Origin of the sequence: Flavobacterium sp. CHNK8, from assembly GCF_019774515.1 — a bacterium.
Lineage (GTDB): Bacteria > Bacteroidota > Bacteroidia > Flavobacteriales > Flavobacteriaceae > Flavobacterium > Flavobacterium tiangeerense.
Genome location: NZ_CP081492.1, coordinates 3,040,029 through 3,058,335, shown reverse-complemented (window position 1 = coordinate 3,058,335; position 18,307 = coordinate 3,040,029). Strand labels below are relative to the sequence as shown.

Sequence of the window (18,307 nt, the reverse complement as noted above, 5' to 3'; positions counted from 1 at the left end):
TTATATTATTTAAGTTACAAAGAAAATGTTTTTTTGTTTAACCCACATAGCATTAACATTATTTTCTAAAAAACTATCTCTAATTAATAACGTGTTGATTATGAATATTTTTCAACTAAATCAAGAACTTTTTTTAAAACGGAATGAATTTTTTTTGATAAAAATGTAAAAAAAATTTGTGCAAACTAAAAAATAGTATAAATTTGCACTCGCTAAGCAATAATACAGCAAAGCATTTTACTGGTCTATGGTGTAATGGTAACACAACTGTTTTTGGTGCAGTCTTTCTAGGTTCGAGTCCTAGTAGACCAACTTAAAAAAAACCTCTCAATCGAGAGGTTTTTTTGTTTAGAATACGTTTTGAATTTAGATTCTGAAAGTAAGAACCGGTCTAGATTCATGATTTATCAATCCTTGACTAATGCTCCCGCTAAAAAAGTGGGATAATCTTGTTCTTCCGTGTGTGCAAATGCTAATTAAGTCGGCTTCTTTACTTTTAGCAAAATTAGTAATGCCGTTTTCAACATTCGTATCATTGTATACGTGGGTGGAGTTGTTTTCTAAATCATGTTTTCTAAGGAATTTTTCTAAAATTTGATCGCTTTTTTGAGTGGTTTTAAAACTGTTTGGAGTATTAATCATGACTAAAAGCAGTTTTGCATTTGTATCTTGACTAAATTTCAGCAGTTTCTTAAAAGGTTTTTTGGTTTCTTTCGAAAAATCAGATGCGAAAACTATTTTTTCGATCTGAAATTCGCCGGGATCTTTCTTGATAACTAAAACGGGAGCTTTGGATAGCCGAACTACTTTCTCGGTATTTGAGCCTATTAATAAGTGTTCTGTGTTTGAGCTTCCGTGTGAGCCCATAATAATTAAATCAATTTCGTTAGTTTCATTAAAGGATAAAATTCCAGAAAATGCTTTCTCTAGCTGAACGCTACTTTCTACCACAATGCCGTCTAGGTAAGATTGTGATTTTATATTCTCCAGTCTTTCATTTGCCTTTCGAATAAATAAAATTACTTCAGGAATGCTTTTTCCGCTCGAAACAGCATCGCTCATTTGGCTAGGAAGTTCTAATAAATGTAAGAGATAAATAGATGCGTTGTTTTTTTTAGCAAGTTGAGCTGCGGCTTTTAATGCGTATTCAGCTTGTTCAGAAAAATCAGTGGGAACTAAAATGTGTTTCATAATCAAATAGGTGTTAAATTATGGCAATCAACAAGTTGTTTTTAACTTGATATTAAAGATAAGAATTTTTTTTAAAGCGGTCAATTATTTTAATTTGTAAAAAAACACTATCTTTGCACCGTTATTTATTAAAAACTAGATAATGAGGGGACGAATAGTCCCCTCTTTTTATAAAAATATGACATTTAAAGAAAAGTTACATTCAGTTTTGAGCGACTGCTTAGCAGAGAAGCCCTCGATATTTCTAATTGACCTAGTAGTTACAGATGCTTTTAAAGTTATTGTTGCGCTAGATGGAGATCAAGGTGTGGCCTTGCAAGACTGTATTGATGTGAGTAAATATATTGATAGTAAACTAGATAGAGAAGAGCAAGATTATTCTCTTGAAGTGGCCTCAGTAGGAGTTGGATCTGCCTTGAAACAAGTAAGGCAATACAAGAAAAATATAGGTAGAACCTTGATTGTGAAGACAAATACAGAAATTATTGAAGCAGAATTAGTAGATGCTAATGATGATTTTGTAATTTTGTCATGGCAAGCAAGAGAGCCTAAAAAAATAGGTAAGGGGAAAGAGACAATTCAAAAGGAATTACAACTTCCTTATGGAGATATTAAAGAAGCAATTGTTACAGTAACATTTTAATTAAAGAATTCGCATGGAAAATTTAGCATTAATCGATTCATTTTCAGAGTTTAAAGATGATAAACTCATTGATCGTGTAACGCTTATGGCAATTTTAGAAGATGTATTTAGAAATGCATTGAAGAAAAAGTACGGTTCAGATGATAATTTTGACATCATCATAAATCCTGATAAGGGTGATATGGAGATATGGCAAAGAAGAGTAATCGTTGCGGATGAAGATTTAGACTTTGATCACCTTGAAATAACTTTAACAGAAGCTAGAAAAATTGAACCAGATTTTGAAATTGGTGAAGAAGTATCTGAAGAGGTAAAACTTATTGATTTGGGGCGTAGAGCTATTCTTGCTTTACGTCAAAACTTGATTTCAAAAATACATGAGCACGACAATACGAATCTTTACAAGCAATTCAAGGATTTAATTGGAGATATTTATACTGCCGAAGTACATCATGTGCGCCCTAGAGTTGTTATTTTAGTAGATGATGAGGGGAATGAGATTGTATTACCTAAAGAAAAGCAAATTCCATCTGACTTTTTCCGTAAAGGTGATAACGTTAGAGGTATTATAGAAAGTGTTGAATTGAAAGGGAATAAACCGCAAATAATTATGTCTAGAACTTCTGAGAAGTTTTTAGAGAAATTATTTGAACAAGAAATTCCTGAAGTTTTTGACGGTTTAATAATGGTTAAAAAAGTGGTAAGAATACCTGGTGAAAAAGCAAAAGTAGCCGTAGATTCTTATGACGATAGAATTGATCCTGTAGGTGCTTGTGTTGGAATGAAAGGTTCTAGAATTCATGGTATTGTTCGTGAATTAGGAAATGAGAATATTGATGTTATCAATTATACTAGTAATATTCAGTTATTAATAACACGTGCTTTAAGTCCAGCAAAAGTTTCTTCAATTAAAATCAATGAGGAAACTAAAAGAGCTGAAGTTTTCTTGAAATTAGAGGAAGTTTCTAAGGCTATTGGTCGTGGAGGACACAATATTAAATTAGCTGGATTATTGACAGGATATGAATTAGACGTGATTCGTGAGGGTGATGTAGCTGGTGCTACTGCTGATGAGGATGACGTTGAGTTAACTGAATTTTCAGATGAAATTGAGGATTGGGTTATTGAGGAATTTGCTAAAATTGGTTTGGATACTGCAAAAAGTATCTTGAGCCAAGATGTAGATGACTTAGTTAGAAGAACAGATCTAGAAGAGGAAACAATCTTAGATGTAATGAGAATATTAAAAGAGGAATTTGACAGTTAGTCAACGGGTCTTCAACTATAAACATGCCATTTTACAATAAATCTAGTTCGGTAGGTATCGAATAGGAGTAAAGTGAGGAATAACAAAAAAGGTAAATATAAAAAGGTTTTATGTCTGAAGAGAGAATTATTAGAATAAACAAAGTTTTAAGGGAATTGAATATTTCTTTGGAAAGAGCTGTGGATTATCTAAAAGATAAGGGAATTGCAATCGATGCAAATCCAAACGCAAAAATTTCTGACGATATATACAATGTTTTGTGCGGTCAATTTGCTGGTGACAAAGGGAATAAAGAAGCTTCTAAAGAAGTGGGAGAAGAGAAAAGAAAAGAGAAGGAAGCATTACGTTTAGAGCGAGAAAAAGAAATCGAGGATAAACGTAAACTTGATGAAGAACGAGCAAAACAACAGGAAGTTATCAAAGCAAGAGCGGTGATATCTGGACCTGTTCAAGTAGGTAAGATTGATTTAAATCCAAAAAAAGCTGCAATTGTCCCTCCTGTAAAAGAAGTGCCAAAAGTAGAGTCTGCACCTAAAAGTGTAGAGGTTCCTGCTGTAAAGATTACGCCAGCAGAAAATAAAATTGTTCCGAAACCTTTGGATACTAAAATTACTTCAGATGTGAAAGAATCAAAACCTGTAATTGCTCCAAAAGAAGTAGTGAAGGAACCTGTAGCTGAAACACCTGAAGCTCCTAAGGTTGTTGAAAAAGTTGAACCGGTAAAATCTGAAGAGGTTGCTGCTGACGAAACTATTACCACTCAATACCAAAAATTATCTGGTACTACTCTAACAGGGCAGATTATTGATTTATCACAATTCAATAAACCTAAAAAGAAAAAAGAAGAACCAAAGATTACACCTAATAAGCCAGGTGCTCCAGGTTCTGCGGCAGCTAATGCCAATAAGAATAAACGTAAAAGGATAGCTCCTAAGCCAGGTGCGCCAAGGCCTCCTGCTGTTCCAGGTGCTCCAAATCCTAATAAAATTACGCCTAACACTGGTGGTGGTGGATTTAATGCAAATAGAAGTGCAAGACCTGGTTTCGTAAAAGGAAACAGACCTGCAATTGTTGCAAAAGTTGAGCCAACAGAAGAAGAAGTTAAAAATCAAATTAGAGAGACTTTAGAGAAACTACAAGGTAAAGGTGGTAAATCTAAAGCTGCTAAATACAGAAGAGATAAAAGAGATACGCACCGTCAGAAATCTGATGATGAGCAAAGAGCTTTAGACGAAGGAAGTAAAACTATTAAGGTTACTGAATTTGTTACTGTAGGTGAAATTGCAATCATGATGGATGTGCCAATTACTAAAGTTATTGGTACGTGTATGTCACTTGGAATCATGGTTACCATGAACCAACGTCTTGATGCAGAAACGTTGACTATTGTTGCTGATGAGTTTGGTTATGAAGTTGAATTTATCACTGTTGATATCGAAGAAGCAATTCAGGTTGTTGAAGATAGAGAAGAAGATTTAGTTTTTAGAGCGCCAATTGTAACGGTAATGGGTCACGTCGATCACGGTAAGACATCGTTACTGGATTACATTCGTAAAGAAAACGTAATTGCAGGTGAATCTGGAGGAATTACACAACATATTGGTGCCTACGGAGTAACTTTGGATAACGGACAAAAAATAGCATTCTTAGATACACCGGGTCACGAAGCGTTTACTGCGATGCGTGCGCGTGGAGCTCAAGTTACCGATATTGCTATTATTGTGATTGCTGCTGATGATGACATCATGCCACAAACTAAAGAAGCAATTAGCCATGCTCAAGCAGCAGGTGTTCCTATCATATTTGCTATCAATAAAATTGATAAGCCAAATGCTAATCCTGAAAAAGTAAAAGAAAGATTAGCCGGTATGAATTTACTTGTTGAAGATTGGGGTGGAAAAATTCAATCACATGATATTTCTGCTAAAGTAGGAACAGGTGTAAAAGAATTGTTAGAAAAAGTATTGCTTGAAGCTGAACTTTTAGATCTAAAATCAAACCCAAACAAAGCGGCACAAGGAACTGTTGTTGAGGCATTCTTGGACAAAGGAAAAGGATATGTTTCTACGATTTTAGTTCAAAATGGAACTTTGAAAATTGGAGATTATATGTTGGCTGGTAAGCATCATGGTAAAATTAAAGCTATGCATGACGAAAGAGGGAACATTGTAACTGTTGCGGGTCCTTCGACTCCGGTTTCAGTTCTTGGTCTTGATGGAGCAGCAACAGCGGGTGATAAGTTCAATATTTTTGAAGACGAAAAAGAAGCGAAACAAATTGCTTCAAAACGTTCTCAATTGATGCGTGAGCAGTCAGTACGTACTCAGCGTCATATTACATTAGACGAAATTGGACGTAGAATAGCATTGGGTCAATTTAAAGAATTGAACATTATCCTTAAGGGAGATGTTGATGGATCTGTTGAAGCATTGTCTGATTCGTTCTCTAAATTATCTACTGAAGAAATACAAATTAATATTATCCATAAAGGTGTTGGAGCAATTACAGAAACTGATGTAATGTTGGCTTCTGCTTCAGATGCAATTATTATTGGATTTAATGTTCGTCCAGCTGGAAATGCAAGACAATTAGCAGACAAAGAAGAAATAGATATCCGTTATTACTCTATTATCTATGCAGCTATCGATGACTTGAAAGATGCAATGGAAGGAATGTTAGCTCCTGAAATGAAAGAAGAAATCCTTGGTACAGCTGAGATTAGAGAGATTTTCAAAATTTCTAAAGTTGGTTCTATTGCCGGAAGTATGGTTATGGATGGTAAAATTGTTAAGAATGCCAAGATGCGTGTTATTCGTGATGGTGTAGTTGTATTCACTGGAGAGTTATTAGCTCTTAAACGTTTTAAAGATGACGTTAGAGACGTAGCCAAAGGATACGATTGTGGTATTCAAATTAAAGGATATAATGACATTGAAGAACGTGATGTTATTGAATCTTACCATGAAGTTGCTGTTAAAAAGAAATTGAAATAATTTTTTGTATTATAGTTTTAAAATCCCGATTCGTCGGGATTTTTTTATTTTAGTACTTTTTGTAAAATGGTATTTTGTAATTGAAGAGGTTTAAATTTATTAATGATATTCAGTAATACCTATCATTTTATGCGTTTTGTAATTTTTCAATCCTATGCTCTTTTAATTAAATTTTTTTACTTCTTTGTGTATAAAAAAAAGCCATTCAAAAAGAACGGCTTTAGTGGATGTGTTTAAGAGTTTTATACAATCTTTATTTGTTGGGACGAATCAAATTGAGATTTGGATACTTTTTTTTGATAGCTACTATATGTCTTTCAGCTTCTATTCTAGATTTGAAATTCCCTATCCAAACTTTATAATTTGGCGCAAAGAATACGATGGTTCCCTCAATGTCATTAAACTCTTGTCTAAATTCATTTAATGTCGATTTTGCTTTCTCACTATCGCCACTGTAAATTTGAATTTTAAAACGGTCATTTACAGTGTTTGATTGATTTGTTTTTCTTTTTTCTGTAAGCAATTGCTCAAATTTTGAGTCTTGTTTTATGGAAATATTTTGCTGTTGTGCAGTTGATTTCGAATGAAAAAATGCTGTTGAAATAATGGCGATAAGTGAAGCTTTCAGGCTTAAAATTCTCATAATGTGTATGTTTTTATGCAAAATTAATATTTAGTGTTTAATACCAAATCAAATACGTTATTTAGAATAAATATAAATTGAAATTAAGACTATTTTAGGGTTTTGAGAATAGTTCTTATATCGTATTTTTGTCCAATATTTTAAACAAAGGAGCAGTCCTTCTAAGTCTATTAGTAAAGACTGTGCCAATTTTTAGTAGATAATCATTATACTATATGAAAAAGGTGGGTAACCATAATTCGATCACAAGAAAATTATTTTTAGGCGTAGCCTTATCGTTAATTTTCTCTTTCACTTCATTTGCTCAAGAAGCTGCCGCTGTTGCTGCTCCTGATGCGGCCGCGGCTCCTGCTGCTGCTTCTGGTGGAGATGCTGCTAAAGGTAAAGAATTGTTTAATGCAAATTGTGCTGCATGTCACAAGTTAGATGCTAAAGCTACAGGGCCTGCACTTAGAGGTATTGCTGGTAAGTACGAAATGGCATGGCTTTATAAGTGGGTAAAAAACAGTTCAGACTTGATTAAATCAGGTGATGCTCAAGCCGTTAAGGTTTTTGAAGAAAACAACAAGTCAGTAATGTCTTCTTTTCCTCAATTATCAAATGCTGATATTGATAACATTATAGCTTACACTTCTGAGCCAAAAGCGGATAAAGTTGTTCCGCCAACGGATGGTACTACTGCAGTTCCTGGTGGTCCAGTTGCTGATAGCGGTATTTCAAACAATCTTATATTAGTTGCTCTTGCACTAGTATTAGTAGTGTTGGTAGTAATGTTAGTTTTAGTAAACAAAGTTCTGTCTAAAGTTGCAAAAGCAAACGGGATAGTAGTTGAGCCAAAAGCTAAAACAACTCCAATTTGGCAAGCGTTTGCTAAAAATCAATTTTTGATTTTGGTAACTGTTATTTTCTTACTTCTTACAAGTGCTTATTATGTGTATGGTTTCTTTATGCAGGTAGGTGTTGATCAAGGGTATGAGCCAATACAGCCAATACATTACTCACACAGAATTCATGCTGGGGATAATGAAATAAACTGTAAATACTGTCACTCAGCTGCACGTGTAAGTAAAAACGGAGGTATTCCATCACTTAATATATGTATGAACTGCCATAAAAACATTGCTGAAGTTGCTGAGACAACTGCCACTCCAGAGTACAGTAAGGCTTTTTATGATGAGCAAATTCAAAAGTTATACACGGCTGTTGGTTGGGATCAAGCAACTCAAACATATACAGGGAAAACGCAGCCAGTAAAATGGGTTCGTATTCACAATCTTCCAGATTTTGTTTACTTTAATCACTCACAACACGTAACTGTTGCTGGAATTGAATGTCAAACATGTCACGGTCCAGTTCAAGAATATGAAATTCAAAAACAGTTTGCTCCGTTAACAATGGGATGGTGTATTGATTGTCATAGAAAAACTGAGGTTAAAATGGAGGGTAATGAATATTACACTAAAATCCATGATGAGCTTTCTAAAAAATATGGTGTAGATAAGTTGACTGCTGCACAAATGGGTGGTTTAGAGTGTGGTAAATGCCACTATTAATCAAATTATTAAGATTTTAATATTTATATATGTCATCAAACAAAAAATACTGGAAAAGTGTTGAGGAACTAGACCAAAATAGTTCTATTGTTGAGGCGCTAAGAAATAACGAATTTGTTGAAGAAATTCCTAATGATGAATTTTTAGGAAATAGTGATGCATTATCATCTTCTTCAACATCACGTCGTGATTTCTTAAAGTACGTTGGTTTTAGTACTGCTGCTGCTACTTTGGCAGCATGTGAGGGTCCTGTTAATAAATCAATACCATACGTTCTTCAACCTGAGCAAATTATTCCTGGAGTTGCGGATTATTACGCTACTTCAGTTTTTGACGGATTTGATTTTGCAAATCTTTTGGTGAAAACCAGAGAAGGACGTCCTATTAAGATTGATAATAATACTATTGCTGGAGCTAAATTTACAGCAAATGCAAGGATTCATGCATCTATCTTATCGTTGTATGATAGTATGCGTCTTAAAGAGCCAAAGATTGAGGGGAAAGATTCAACTTGGTCTGCTGTTGATGCTAAGATTAAATCAAGTATTGCAGATGCAAAAGCTAAAGGAGGACAGGTTGTTCTTTTAACAAATACATTAGCTAGTCCATCTACTGAAAGATTGATTTCTGAATTTGTATCAAAAAATCCTAATTCTAAACATATAGTTTATGATGCTGTATCAGAGTCTGAAGCTCTTGATGCTTTTGAATTGGTTTATGGTGAAAGAGCATTAGTAGATTATGATTTTTCTAAAGCTTCTTTGATTGTTTCTGTAGGAGCTGATTTCCTTGGAGACTGGCAAGGAGGAAGTTTTGATACTGGTTATGCTAAAGGTAGAATACCAAAAGCTGGAAAAATGTCACGTCATTTCCAATTAGAGTCTAATATGACTTTATCTGGAGCTGCTGCTGACAAGCGTTTGCCAATGTCTGTTTCAGCCCAAAAGCAAGCTTTAGTTCACATATACAATATTGTAACAGGTTCTTCTGTTTCGGTTAAACTTGAAGATAAATTTAAATCAGAAGTTACCAAAGCTGCACAACAGTTAAGAGCAGCTGGAAGTAAAGGTGTTTTAGTTTCTGGAATTCAAGATAAAAATGCTCAATTACTAGTTTTGGCGATTAATCAAGCTCTTGCTAGTGAGTCATTTGTTACTGCAGGTTTAAGACAAATTAGAAAAGGTTCAGCATCTAATGTATCTCAATTAATAGCTGATATGAAAGCTGGGAAAGTTCATACTCTTATCATGAGTGGTGTGAATCCTGTATATACTTTAGCAGATAGCGTAAGTTTTCAAGAAGGTTTAAAGAAAGTTAAAACATCAGTTGCATTTTCATTGAAAGAAGATGAAACGGCTTTGTTGTCTACAGTAGCTGCTGCTGTTCCTCATTATTTAGAATCTTGGAATGACTTAAGTCTGGTTAAAGGAACTTATTCTTTGACTCAGCCAACTATTCGTCCGCTTTTCAATACAAAACAATTTCAAGATGTTTTGTTATCATTAAACGGAACTGCAGGTTCTTTTTATGATTATATTAAAAATACTAGTTCTTCAATTATTTCAGGATCATCTTGGAATAAAGTATTACATGATGGTGTTTTTGTTTCTACTGTTCCAACTGTAGGTACGGGAAGTGCTGATTATTCTGCTGCTGCAAATGCGTTAGCTGCTACTAAGGCGTCTCAAGGTCTTGAGTTAGTATTGTATACCAAAACAGGTTTAGGTGATGGTCAGCAGGCAAATAACCCATGGTTACAAGAGTTTCCAGATCCTATTACAAGAGTGTCTTGGGATAATTATGTAACTGTATCTAATGCTGATGCAATTAAATATGAATTGTCTAATGAGATTGTTGCTAACGGAGGTTTAAACGGAAGTTATGCTACAATTACGACTGCAGATGGTTTAAAACTTGAAAATGTACCTGTAATTGTACAACCTGGTCAAGCTGTTGGAACTGTAGGTTTAGCTTTAGGTTATGGTCGCAAAGCTGCTTTGAAAGAAGAAATGATGGTAGGTTTAAACGCTTACTCTTTATATAAAGGTTTCAATAATGTTCAATCTATTACATTAGCTAAAGCTGATGGAGAACATGAGTTTGCTTGTGTTCAAGGTCAAAAGACATTAATGGGTAGAGGTGATATTATTAAAGAAACTTCTCTTGAAATATTCAATACAAAAGATGCTCACATATGGAATGAACAACCGATGGTTTCTTTAGATCATAAAGAAGTTGAGGCAACTAAAGTAGATTTATGGGATTCATTTGATCGTTCAACAGGTCATCATTTTAATCTTTCAATTGATTTAAATGCTTGTACTGGTTGTGGAGCTTGTGTTATCGCTTGTCATGCTGAAAATAATGTTCCTGTTGTAGGTAAATCTGAGGTTAGAAGAAGTCGTGATATGCACTGGTTGCGTATTGACAGATACTATTCATCAGAAAGTACTTTTGAGGGAGATAATGAGAGAAAAGAAAATATTGCTGGTTTAACAAGTTCTTTGTCTACATTTAATGAAATGGAAAAAGCAGGAGATAATCCTCAAGTTTCTTTCCAGCCAGTTATGTGTCAGCACTGTAACCATGCGCCTTGTGAAACTGTTTGTCCAGTTGCTGCAACTTCACACTCTCGTCAAGGTCAAAACCACATGGCTTACAACAGATGTGTTGGTACACGTTATTGCGCTAACAACTGTCCTTATAAAGTACGTCGTTTTAACTGGTTCTTGTATAACAAAAACAGTGAATTTGATTATCATATGAATGATGATTTAGGACGTATGGTTTTAAACCCTGATGTTAATGTTCGTTCAAGAGGTGTTATGGAGAAATGTTCTATGTGTATTCAAATGACACAAGCAACTATACTTAAAGCCAAAAGAGAAGGAAGAACAATTGTTGATGGCGAATTCCAAACTGCATGTTCAAATGCATGTTCTACAGGAGCTATGATTTTTGGAGATGTAAATGATAAAGATGCTGAAGTTGCAAAACTTGCTGCTGATGATAGAATGTATCATTTATTAGAACATGTTGGAACTAAACCTAATGTGATTTATCATGTTAAAGTTAGAAATACTTAGTACAAAAAAAATTAATTAAGAATCAATATAAAGGATTATGTCGTCTCACTACGAAGCAACCATTAGAAAACCCTTAGTTATAGGTGATAAAACTTATCATGATGTAACTGTAGACGTAGCCGCACCTGTTGAAGGTAAGGCAAATAAACATTGGTGGATTGTATTTTCAATTGCATTAATAGCCTTCCTTTGGGGACTTGGGTGTATCGTATACACTGTATCTACAGGTATTGGTACATGGGGTTTAAACAAGACAGTAGGTTGGGCTTGGGATATTACTAACTTCGTTTGGTGGGTTGGTATTGGTCACGCTGGTACACTTATTTCAGCTGTACTTTTACTTTTCCGTCAAAGATGGAGAATGGCAATTAACCGTTCTGCTGAAGCAATGACTATTTTTTCGGTTATTCAGGCAGGTTTATTTCCAATCATTCACATGGGTCGTCCTTGGTTGGCTTACTGGGTTTTACCAATACCAAATCAATTTGGATCATTATGGGTAAATTTTAATTCACCATTACTTTGGGATGTATTTGCAATCTCTACTTATTTATCTGTATCATTAGTTTTCTGGTGGACAGGTTTATTACCAGATTTTGCAATGCTTAGAGATCGTGCTGTAACTCCTTTTAATAAAAGAGTTTATTCAATTTTGAGTTTCGGTTGGAGTGGTAGAGCAAAAGATTGGCAACGTTTTGAGGAAGTTTCTCTTGTTCTTGCTGGTTTAGCTACTCCTCTAGTATTGTCAGTACACACTATTGTATCGATGGACTTTGCTACCTCGGTTATTCCAGGTTGGCATACCACTATATTTCCTCCATATTTCGTTGCTGGGGCTGTATTTTCAGGTTTCGCTATGGTTAACACGTTGTTGATCATTATGAGAAAAGTTTCAAATTTAGAAGCATACATTACAGTACAGCACATCGAGTTAATGAATATAGTAATCATGATTACGGGTTCTATCGTGGGTGTTGCTTATATAACTGAGCTTTTTGTAGCATGGTATTCAGGAGTAGAGTACGAACAATATGCTTTCTTAAACAGAGCTACTGGACCTTACTGGTGGGCCTATTGGGCAATGATGACTTGTAATGTGTTTTCACCTCAGTTTATGTGGTTCAAAAAATTACGTACAAGTATTATGTTTTCATTCATAATATCAATTGTTGTAAATATTGGAATGTGGTTTGAAAGATTTGTAATTATTGTTACCTCTTTACATAGAGATTATTTACCATCTTCATGGACTATGTTTTCACCTACCTTTGTTGATATTGGTATATTCATTGGTACAATTGGTTTTTTCTTTGTGTTGTTCCTTCTTTATTCAAGAACTTTCCCGGTTATTGCACAAGCTGAAGTTAAAACAATTTTAAAAGCAACTGGAGATAATTACAAACGCGCAAGAGAAGCAAATAAAGATTCACATCATGAGTAATAAAGTAATATACGCCATTTATAATGACGATGATATTTTGATGGACGCAGTAAAGAAGACTAGAGCAGCTCATCATCATATTGAAGAAGTTTTTTGTCCATTTCCTGTTCACGGTTTGGATAAAGCTATGGGGATAGCCCCTACAAGATTAGCTATTTGTGCTTTCTTGTATGGATGTGTTGGAATTTCGGTAGCAACTGCTATGATGAATTATATTATGATTCAAGATTGGCCTCAAGATATTGGAGGTAAGCCTAGCTTCAGTTACATTGAAAACATGCCTGCATTTGTGCCAATTATGTTTGAGCTTACTGTATTTTTTGCAGCGCACTTGATGGTTATTACTTTTTATATGAGAAGTAAATTATGGCCTTTTAAAGAAGCTGAGAATCCAGATGTAAGAACTACAGATGACCATTTTTTAATGGAAGTTGCTGTAAATGATAATGAAGAAGAATTAGTTTCTTTCTTTCAAAATACAGGTGCGGTTGAAGTTAAAGTAATAGATAAGCATTAATTATAGTTATGAAAAGCATATATAAAATAGCACTATTATTTGGTATCGTAATTTTAGTTTCATCTTGCCATGATAATAAGGCACCGAACTATCAGTATTTTCCAAATATGTATGAGTCTTTAGGTTATGAGACCTATTCAGAGTCTGATGCGTTTAAAAATGGTCAAGAAGCACAATTACCTGCAAAAGGTTCATTGAATAGAGGTTTTGTACCTTATGAGTATGAAAATACTACAGCTGGTTATGAATTGGCTAAAGCAAATTTGAAATCTCCTCTTGATTCTTTAGGTAGAGATCTTGAGAAAGGTAAAGCACTATTTGAAATTTATTGTATTAGTTGCCATGGTGCATCTGGTAACGGTAAGGGTAAATTAGTTGAGCGTGAAAAATTCCTAGGTGTACCTAGTTATAAAGACAGAGTTATTACTGAGGGTAGTATATTTCATGTTATAACTTATGGTTTGAATTCAATGGGTTCACATGCAAATCAGTTGAGTCCCCAAGAGCGTTGGTTAGTTACTGACTATGTTCTGAAATTAAAAAGTGAATTATAATTGTTGAACAAACTGATCGTAATAGATATGTATACATTTTCAAGTAAATTAAAAACTATTTCTTTTGTCTTAATGGCCATTGGTTTATTAGGTATAGGTTATGGTTTTTACACTGCACCAAAAGATATTAAAGAAGTTGAAGAAATTCTTGCTGCTGATAGTCATGGTACACACGCTGTTCAAAAAGAACATGGAAGTTCAAGTGAATCAAATTCTCATGAAGCGCATGGTTCAACAGAGGAAAATCATGCTGAAGCGAAGTCTTCTTCACCAAAACATGAAGTTTCATCTGATGATGAACACACTGAACATTTAAATCATGTATTGCATCAATTGCAAAATAAACCATGGTCTGCTTTGTATGTTGCCTGTATATTTTTTATGCTTGTGTCATTAGGTGTTTTAGTTTTTTATGCAATCCAACAAGTGGCACAAGCGGGTTGGTCTCCTGTTCTCTTCAGAGTTATGCAAGGTATTACATCTTATTTACCTGTGGGAGCTGCTATTTTCTTTGTTTTGCTAATCTTATGTGGTTTACATTTTAATCATATGTTTATATGGTTAGACCCTGAAGTCGTTGCTACGGACAAATTAATTGCTAATAAAACAAGTTTTTTAAATTTCCCTTTTTGGATTGTTAGAGCAGCTATCTTTTTGACAGGTTGGTGTCTATATCAATTTTATTCTAGAAAAAATTGTCTTGCACAAGATGAGGCTTCAGATGATTTGTTGTACAAGAAAAACTTTAAGCTTTCAGCAATGTTTCTTGTTTTCTTCATTGTTTCTGAATCTATTATGTCTTGGGACTGGATTATGTCAATAGATCCACACTGGTTTAGTACTTTGTTTGGTTGGTATGTTTTTGCAAGTTTCTTTGTTAGTGGTGTTACTACAATAGCTTTAGTGACTTTATATTTAAAGTCAAGAGGTTATTTAGAATTTGTTAATAATAGCCATATACACGATTTAGCTAAATTTATGTTCGGTCTAAGTGTTTTTTGGACATACTTGTGGTTCTCACAGTTTATGTTAATCTGGTATGCTAACATTCCTGAGGAGGTAACTTATTTTATAACTAGAATTCAATTATACAATTTGCCATTCTTTGGAGCGGTAGTTATGAATTTCTTGTTCCCATTGTTAATACTTATCAATACAGATTTCAAGAGAATTTCTTGGGTAATTGTTATGGCTGGTGTTATTATATTAATGGGTCATTATTTAGATTTTTTCAATATGATTATGCCAGGTACGGTTGGTGACAGTTGGTTTATAGGTGTATCTGAAATAGCTTCAATCCTTTTCTTCCTTGGTTTGTTTATTTATGTAGTGTTCACTGCTTTATCTAAATCCCCTCTGCTAGCAAAAAGAAATCCGTTTATTGAGGAAAGTAAACATTTTCATTATTAATTTTTAAAGAAAAAAACAGATGACAAGTTTGTTAGTAATTATAGTTTTAGTTTTATTAGCTATTGCTTTATGGCAATTGACTAAAATCTTCGACCTAACGCAAGTTGGATCTAATTCAGATAATTCAGAAATCGCAACTGATAAAGATAACAATATTCAAGGTTATTTAATGTTTGGTTTCTTGGCTTTTATCTATATTTTCACCATTTACGGTTTAATAAAATGGGGTCCTTTAGTACTGCATACTCCTGCTTCAGCACATGGTGGTCAAGTTGATAATTTAATGAACATTACTTGGATACTTATATTTATTGTTCAAGCTATTACACAGGTTTTAGTTCATTATTTTGCTTTTAAATATAGAGGTAAAGAAGGTCAAAAAGCTTTGTTTTTTGCTGATAATAATAAGTTAGAGGCTGTATGGAGTATCATTCCTGCCGTAGTTCTTGCTGGTTTAATTTTGTATGGATTGTATGCGTGGACAAATATAATGTTTGTTGATGAGGACGAAGATACAGTTGTTATTGAGCTTTATGCACAGCAATTTAACTGGAAAGCAAGATATTCAGGTGAAGATAACGTTCTTGGGAAAGCTAATGTTCGATATATAGAGGGTGTAAATGCTGTAGGAATTGACTTAGCAGATCCTTATTCACAAGATGATATCGTAGTTACTGAATTGCATATTCCTAAGGGGAAAAAGATTCTTTTTAAAATGAGATCTCAAGATGTATTACACTCTGCTTACATGCCACATTTTAGAGCTCAAATGAATTGCGTTCCTGGTATGGTTACACAATTTGCTTTTGAGCCTATTTATACGACTGCAGAGTACAGAGAATTACCTTTTATGGTAGAAAAAGTTGCTAATATTAATGCTTTGAGAGCTAAGAAAAGTGAGGCATTAGTTGCCAAAGGTGAACCAGCGCTTGATCCATACACTTTTGATTATCTTCTATTATGTAATAAAATTTGTGGTGCATCACATTACAATATGCAAATGAAGATTATTGTTGATACTCCAGAGGATTATCAAGCGTGGTTAAAAGGTAAAGCAACAGTAGTAAATGAAGTTAAAGCTTCATTAGCTGCTCCAGCTGCAACTGGTGATGCAAAATCAATTGACAGTAGTAGTGCAAAAAAAGATGATGTTGCTGTAATGGCAGCTAAATAATTATTAAGAAAATTTAAAGTATAAATATATGTCAGCAGAAGGTCACGATCACGCTATAGATCACGAACACGAACACCACCACAAAGACACTTTTATTACTAAATATATTTTTAGTATAGATCACAAAATGATTGCCAAGCAGTACTTGATAACAGGTATTATTATGGGTATCATTGGTGTTGGTATGTCGATGTTATTTAGAATGCAACTAGCATGGCCAGAAGAATCTTTTAAAATATTTAATATTTTATTAGGTGATAAATTTGCTCCTAATGGAGTTATGGCAAATGATATTTACCTAGCTCTTGTTACCATACACGGAACCATAATGGTTTTCTTTGTATTAACCGCCGCGCTAAGTGGAACTTTTAGTAACCTTCTTATACCACTTCAAATTGGTGCAAGAGATATGGCATCTGGTTTCATGAACATGGTTTCTTACTGGCTGTTTTTTGTTTCTAGTATTGTAATGATTTCTTCTTTGTTTGTTGAAGCTGGTCCAGCATCATCTGGATGGACAATTTATCCGCCATTAAGTGCTTTACCACAAGCTATTCCTGGTTCTGGTATGGGTATGACACTTTGGTTAGTTTCTATGGCATTGTTTATTGCTTCGTCTTTGATGGGGTCTTTAAATTATGTTGTTACGGTTATTAACTTAAGAACTAAAGGTATGACTATGACAAGGTTGCCTTTGACTATCTGGGCATTCTTTGTTACCGCTATTATTGGTATTGTTTCCTTTCCAGTACTTTTGTCAGCTGCTTTGTTGTTAATTTTTGATAGAAGTTTCGGTACTTCTTTCTTCTTATCTGATATATACATTGCTGGTGAAGTATTGCATTACCAAGGAGGTTCTCCAGTTTTATTTGAGCACTTGTTTTGGTTTTTAGGACATCCTGAAGTTTATATCGTTTTATTACCTGCTTTAGGTATTACATCTGAAGTTATTGCAACAAATTCACGTAAACCAATTTTTGGTTACAGAGCGATGATTATGTCAATTCTTGCAATTGCTTTCTTATCGACAATAGTTTGGGGTCACCACATGTTTATCTCAGGGATGAATCCTTTCCTAGGTTCTGTGTTTACTTTTACAACTCTTTTGATTGCAATTCCATCTGCTGTTAAGGCATTTAATTATATTACTACCTTGTGGAAAGGTAACTTACAGCTTAATCCTGCTATGTTATTTTCAATAGGGTTGGTGTCAACTTTTATTACTGGTGGTTTAACTGGTATTATTTTAGGAGATAGTACGCTAGATATTAACGTTCACGATACTTACTTTGTAGTAGCTCACTTTCACTTAGTAATGGGTATTAGTGCTCTTTACGGAATGTTTGCTGGTATTTATCATTGGTTTCCAAGAATGTTTGGAAGAATGTTGAATAAGAACTTAGGTTATATTCACTTCTGGGTTACTGCTATTTGTGCTTATGGTGTATTTTTCCCTATGCATTTTATCGGTTTAGCTGGTTTACCAAGACGTTATTATACTAATACTAACTTCCCTTTATTTGATGACTTACAAAACGTGAATGTTTTAATTACAACGTTTGCTCTTATAGGTGGTGCTTTTCAATTGATTTTCTTATACAATTTCTTCAGTAGTATATTTTACGGTAAAAAATCTGTAATGAATCCATGGAAATCTAATACATTAGAATGGACTGCTCCAGTTGAACATATCCACGGTAACTGGCCAGGTGAGATTCCTGAAGTTCACCGTTGGCCATATGACTACAGTAATCCTAATCATGAAGAGGATTTCGTACCACAAAATGTACCAATGAAACCTGGAGAACAGGTTCTTCATCACTAAAATTTAAGCC

General features: G+C 34.2%; 13 protein-coding genes and 1 tRNA gene. 12 read left to right on the top strand and 2 right to left on the bottom strand.

What is annotated here, in order from left to right:
* Window positions 1-241 precede the first annotated feature (241 nt).
* A tRNA-Gln gene (locus K5V07_RS13295) sits at window positions 242-312 on the top strand.
* Between the two features lie 54 nt (window positions 313-366).
* Here K5V07_RS13295 and K5V07_RS13290 read toward each other — a convergent pair.
* Window positions 367-1,191 carry a universal stress protein gene (locus K5V07_RS13290; protein ID WP_221917849.1) on the bottom strand — a complete coding sequence of 275 codons (825 nt, stop codon included), beginning with the start codon at window positions 1,189-1,191 and terminating at the stop codon, window positions 367-369.
* A 178-nt stretch (window positions 1,192-1,369) separates the two neighbouring features.
* On the opposite strand from K5V07_RS13290, the gene rimP reads away from it, so the two are divergent.
* From rimP to infB, 3 genes are all read left to right on the top strand, one after another.
* On the top strand, window positions 1,370-1,834 hold the full coding sequence (gene rimP, locus K5V07_RS13285; RefSeq protein ID WP_086454356.1) for a ribosome assembly cofactor RimP: 465 nt from the start codon (window positions 1,370-1,372) through the stop codon (window positions 1,832-1,834).
* A 13-nt stretch (window positions 1,835-1,847) separates the two neighbouring features.
* Window positions 1,848-3,101, top strand: coding sequence for a transcription termination factor NusA (gene nusA / locus K5V07_RS13280; protein ID WP_144889586.1), 1,254 nt, complete (start codon window positions 1,848-1,850; stop codon window positions 3,099-3,101).
* Window positions 3,102-3,211: 110 nt separating this feature from the next.
* Window positions 3,212-6,094: a translation initiation factor IF-2 gene (infB, locus tag K5V07_RS13275; RefSeq protein ID WP_221917848.1), complete on the top strand. Its 2,883-nt coding sequence runs from the start codon at window positions 3,212-3,214 to the stop codon at window positions 6,092-6,094.
* A 253-nt stretch (window positions 6,095-6,347) separates the two neighbouring features.
* On the opposite strand, the gene K5V07_RS13270 is transcribed toward infB, so the two are convergent.
* On the bottom strand, window positions 6,348-6,737 hold the full coding sequence (locus tag K5V07_RS13270) for an SPOR domain-containing protein (RefSeq protein WP_221917847.1): 390 nt from the start codon (window positions 6,735-6,737) through the stop codon (window positions 6,348-6,350).
* Window positions 6,738-6,952: 215 nt separating this feature from the next.
* On the opposite strand from K5V07_RS13270, the gene K5V07_RS13265 reads away from it, so the two are divergent.
* From K5V07_RS13265 to K5V07_RS13230, 8 genes are read left to right on the top strand one after another with little or no spacing between them, the layout of a single operon-like run.
* Complete coding sequence (locus K5V07_RS13265; protein ID WP_221917846.1) at window positions 6,953-8,290, top strand: c-type cytochrome; 1,338 nt, start codon at window positions 6,953-6,955, stop codon at window positions 8,288-8,290.
* 29 nt (window positions 8,291-8,319) lie between these two features.
* Entirely contained in the window at window positions 8,320-11,376 is a 3,057-nt protein-coding gene (locus K5V07_RS13260; RefSeq protein WP_221917845.1) for a TAT-variant-translocated molybdopterin oxidoreductase, read from the top strand.
* A gap of 37 nt (window positions 11,377-11,413) precedes the next feature.
* On the top strand, window positions 11,414-12,817 hold the full coding sequence (nrfD, locus tag K5V07_RS13255) for an NrfD/PsrC family molybdoenzyme membrane anchor subunit (protein WP_144889577.1): 1,404 nt from the start codon (window positions 11,414-11,416) through the stop codon (window positions 12,815-12,817).
* Window positions 12,810-13,334 (top strand): DUF3341 domain-containing protein, encoded by a 525-nt coding sequence (locus K5V07_RS13250; protein WP_221917844.1) that lies wholly within the window; start codon window positions 12,810-12,812, stop codon window positions 13,332-13,334. The genes nrfD and K5V07_RS13250 overlap by 8 nt, the downstream gene beginning before the upstream one ends.
* Window positions 13,335-13,342: 8 nt before the next feature.
* Window positions 13,343-13,888: a cytochrome c gene (locus tag K5V07_RS13245; protein ID WP_144889573.1), complete on the top strand. Its 546-nt coding sequence runs from the start codon at window positions 13,343-13,345 to the stop codon at window positions 13,886-13,888.
* 27 nt (window positions 13,889-13,915) lie between these two features.
* Window positions 13,916-15,298 (top strand): quinol:cytochrome C oxidoreductase, encoded by a 1,383-nt coding sequence (locus tag K5V07_RS13240; RefSeq protein WP_221917843.1) that lies wholly within the window; start codon window positions 13,916-13,918, stop codon window positions 15,296-15,298.
* Between the two features lie 19 nt (window positions 15,299-15,317).
* Complete coding sequence (locus tag K5V07_RS13235; protein ID WP_221917842.1) at window positions 15,318-16,472, top strand: cytochrome c oxidase subunit II; 1,155 nt, start codon at window positions 15,318-15,320, stop codon at window positions 16,470-16,472.
* Between the two features lie 28 nt (window positions 16,473-16,500).
* Window positions 16,501-18,297: a cbb3-type cytochrome c oxidase subunit I gene (locus K5V07_RS13230; RefSeq protein WP_182650639.1), complete on the top strand. Its 1,797-nt coding sequence runs from the start codon at window positions 16,501-16,503 to the stop codon at window positions 18,295-18,297.
* Window positions 18,298-18,307 lie beyond the last annotated feature (10 nt).

Bases quoted from the DNA above. Each gene is read 5' to 3' on its own strand.
- K5V07_RS13290 (WP_221917849.1), bottom strand. From the start codon at position 1,191: ATGAAACACATTTTAGTTCCCACTGATTTTTCTGAACAAGCTGAATAC.
- rimP (WP_086454356.1), top strand. From the start codon at position 1,370: ATGACATTTAAAGAAAAGTTACATTCAGTTTTGAGCGACTGCTTAGCA.
- nusA (WP_144889586.1), top strand. From the start codon at position 1,848: ATGGAAAATTTAGCATTAATCGATTCATTTTCAGAGTTTAAAGATGAT.
- infB (WP_221917848.1), top strand. From the start codon at position 3,212: ATGTCTGAAGAGAGAATTATTAGAATAAACAAAGTTTTAAGGGAATTG.
- K5V07_RS13270 (WP_221917847.1), bottom strand. From the start codon at position 6,737: ATGAGAATTTTAAGCCTGAAAGCTTCACTTATCGCCATTATTTCAACA.
- K5V07_RS13265 (WP_221917846.1), top strand. From the start codon at position 6,953: ATGAAAAAGGTGGGTAACCATAATTCGATCACAAGAAAATTATTTTTA.
- K5V07_RS13260 (WP_221917845.1), top strand. From the start codon at position 8,320: ATGTCATCAAACAAAAAATACTGGAAAAGTGTTGAGGAACTAGACCAA.
- nrfD (WP_144889577.1), top strand. From the start codon at position 11,414: ATGTCGTCTCACTACGAAGCAACCATTAGAAAACCCTTAGTTATAGGT.
- K5V07_RS13250 (WP_221917844.1), top strand. From the start codon at position 12,810: ATGAGTAATAAAGTAATATACGCCATTTATAATGACGATGATATTTTG.
- K5V07_RS13245 (WP_144889573.1), top strand. From the start codon at position 13,343: ATGAAAAGCATATATAAAATAGCACTATTATTTGGTATCGTAATTTTA.
- K5V07_RS13240 (WP_221917843.1), top strand. From the start codon at position 13,916: ATGTATACATTTTCAAGTAAATTAAAAACTATTTCTTTTGTCTTAATG.
- K5V07_RS13235 (WP_221917842.1), top strand. From the start codon at position 15,318: ATGACAAGTTTGTTAGTAATTATAGTTTTAGTTTTATTAGCTATTGCT.
- K5V07_RS13230 (WP_182650639.1), top strand. From the start codon at position 16,501: ATGTCAGCAGAAGGTCACGATCACGCTATAGATCACGAACACGAACAC.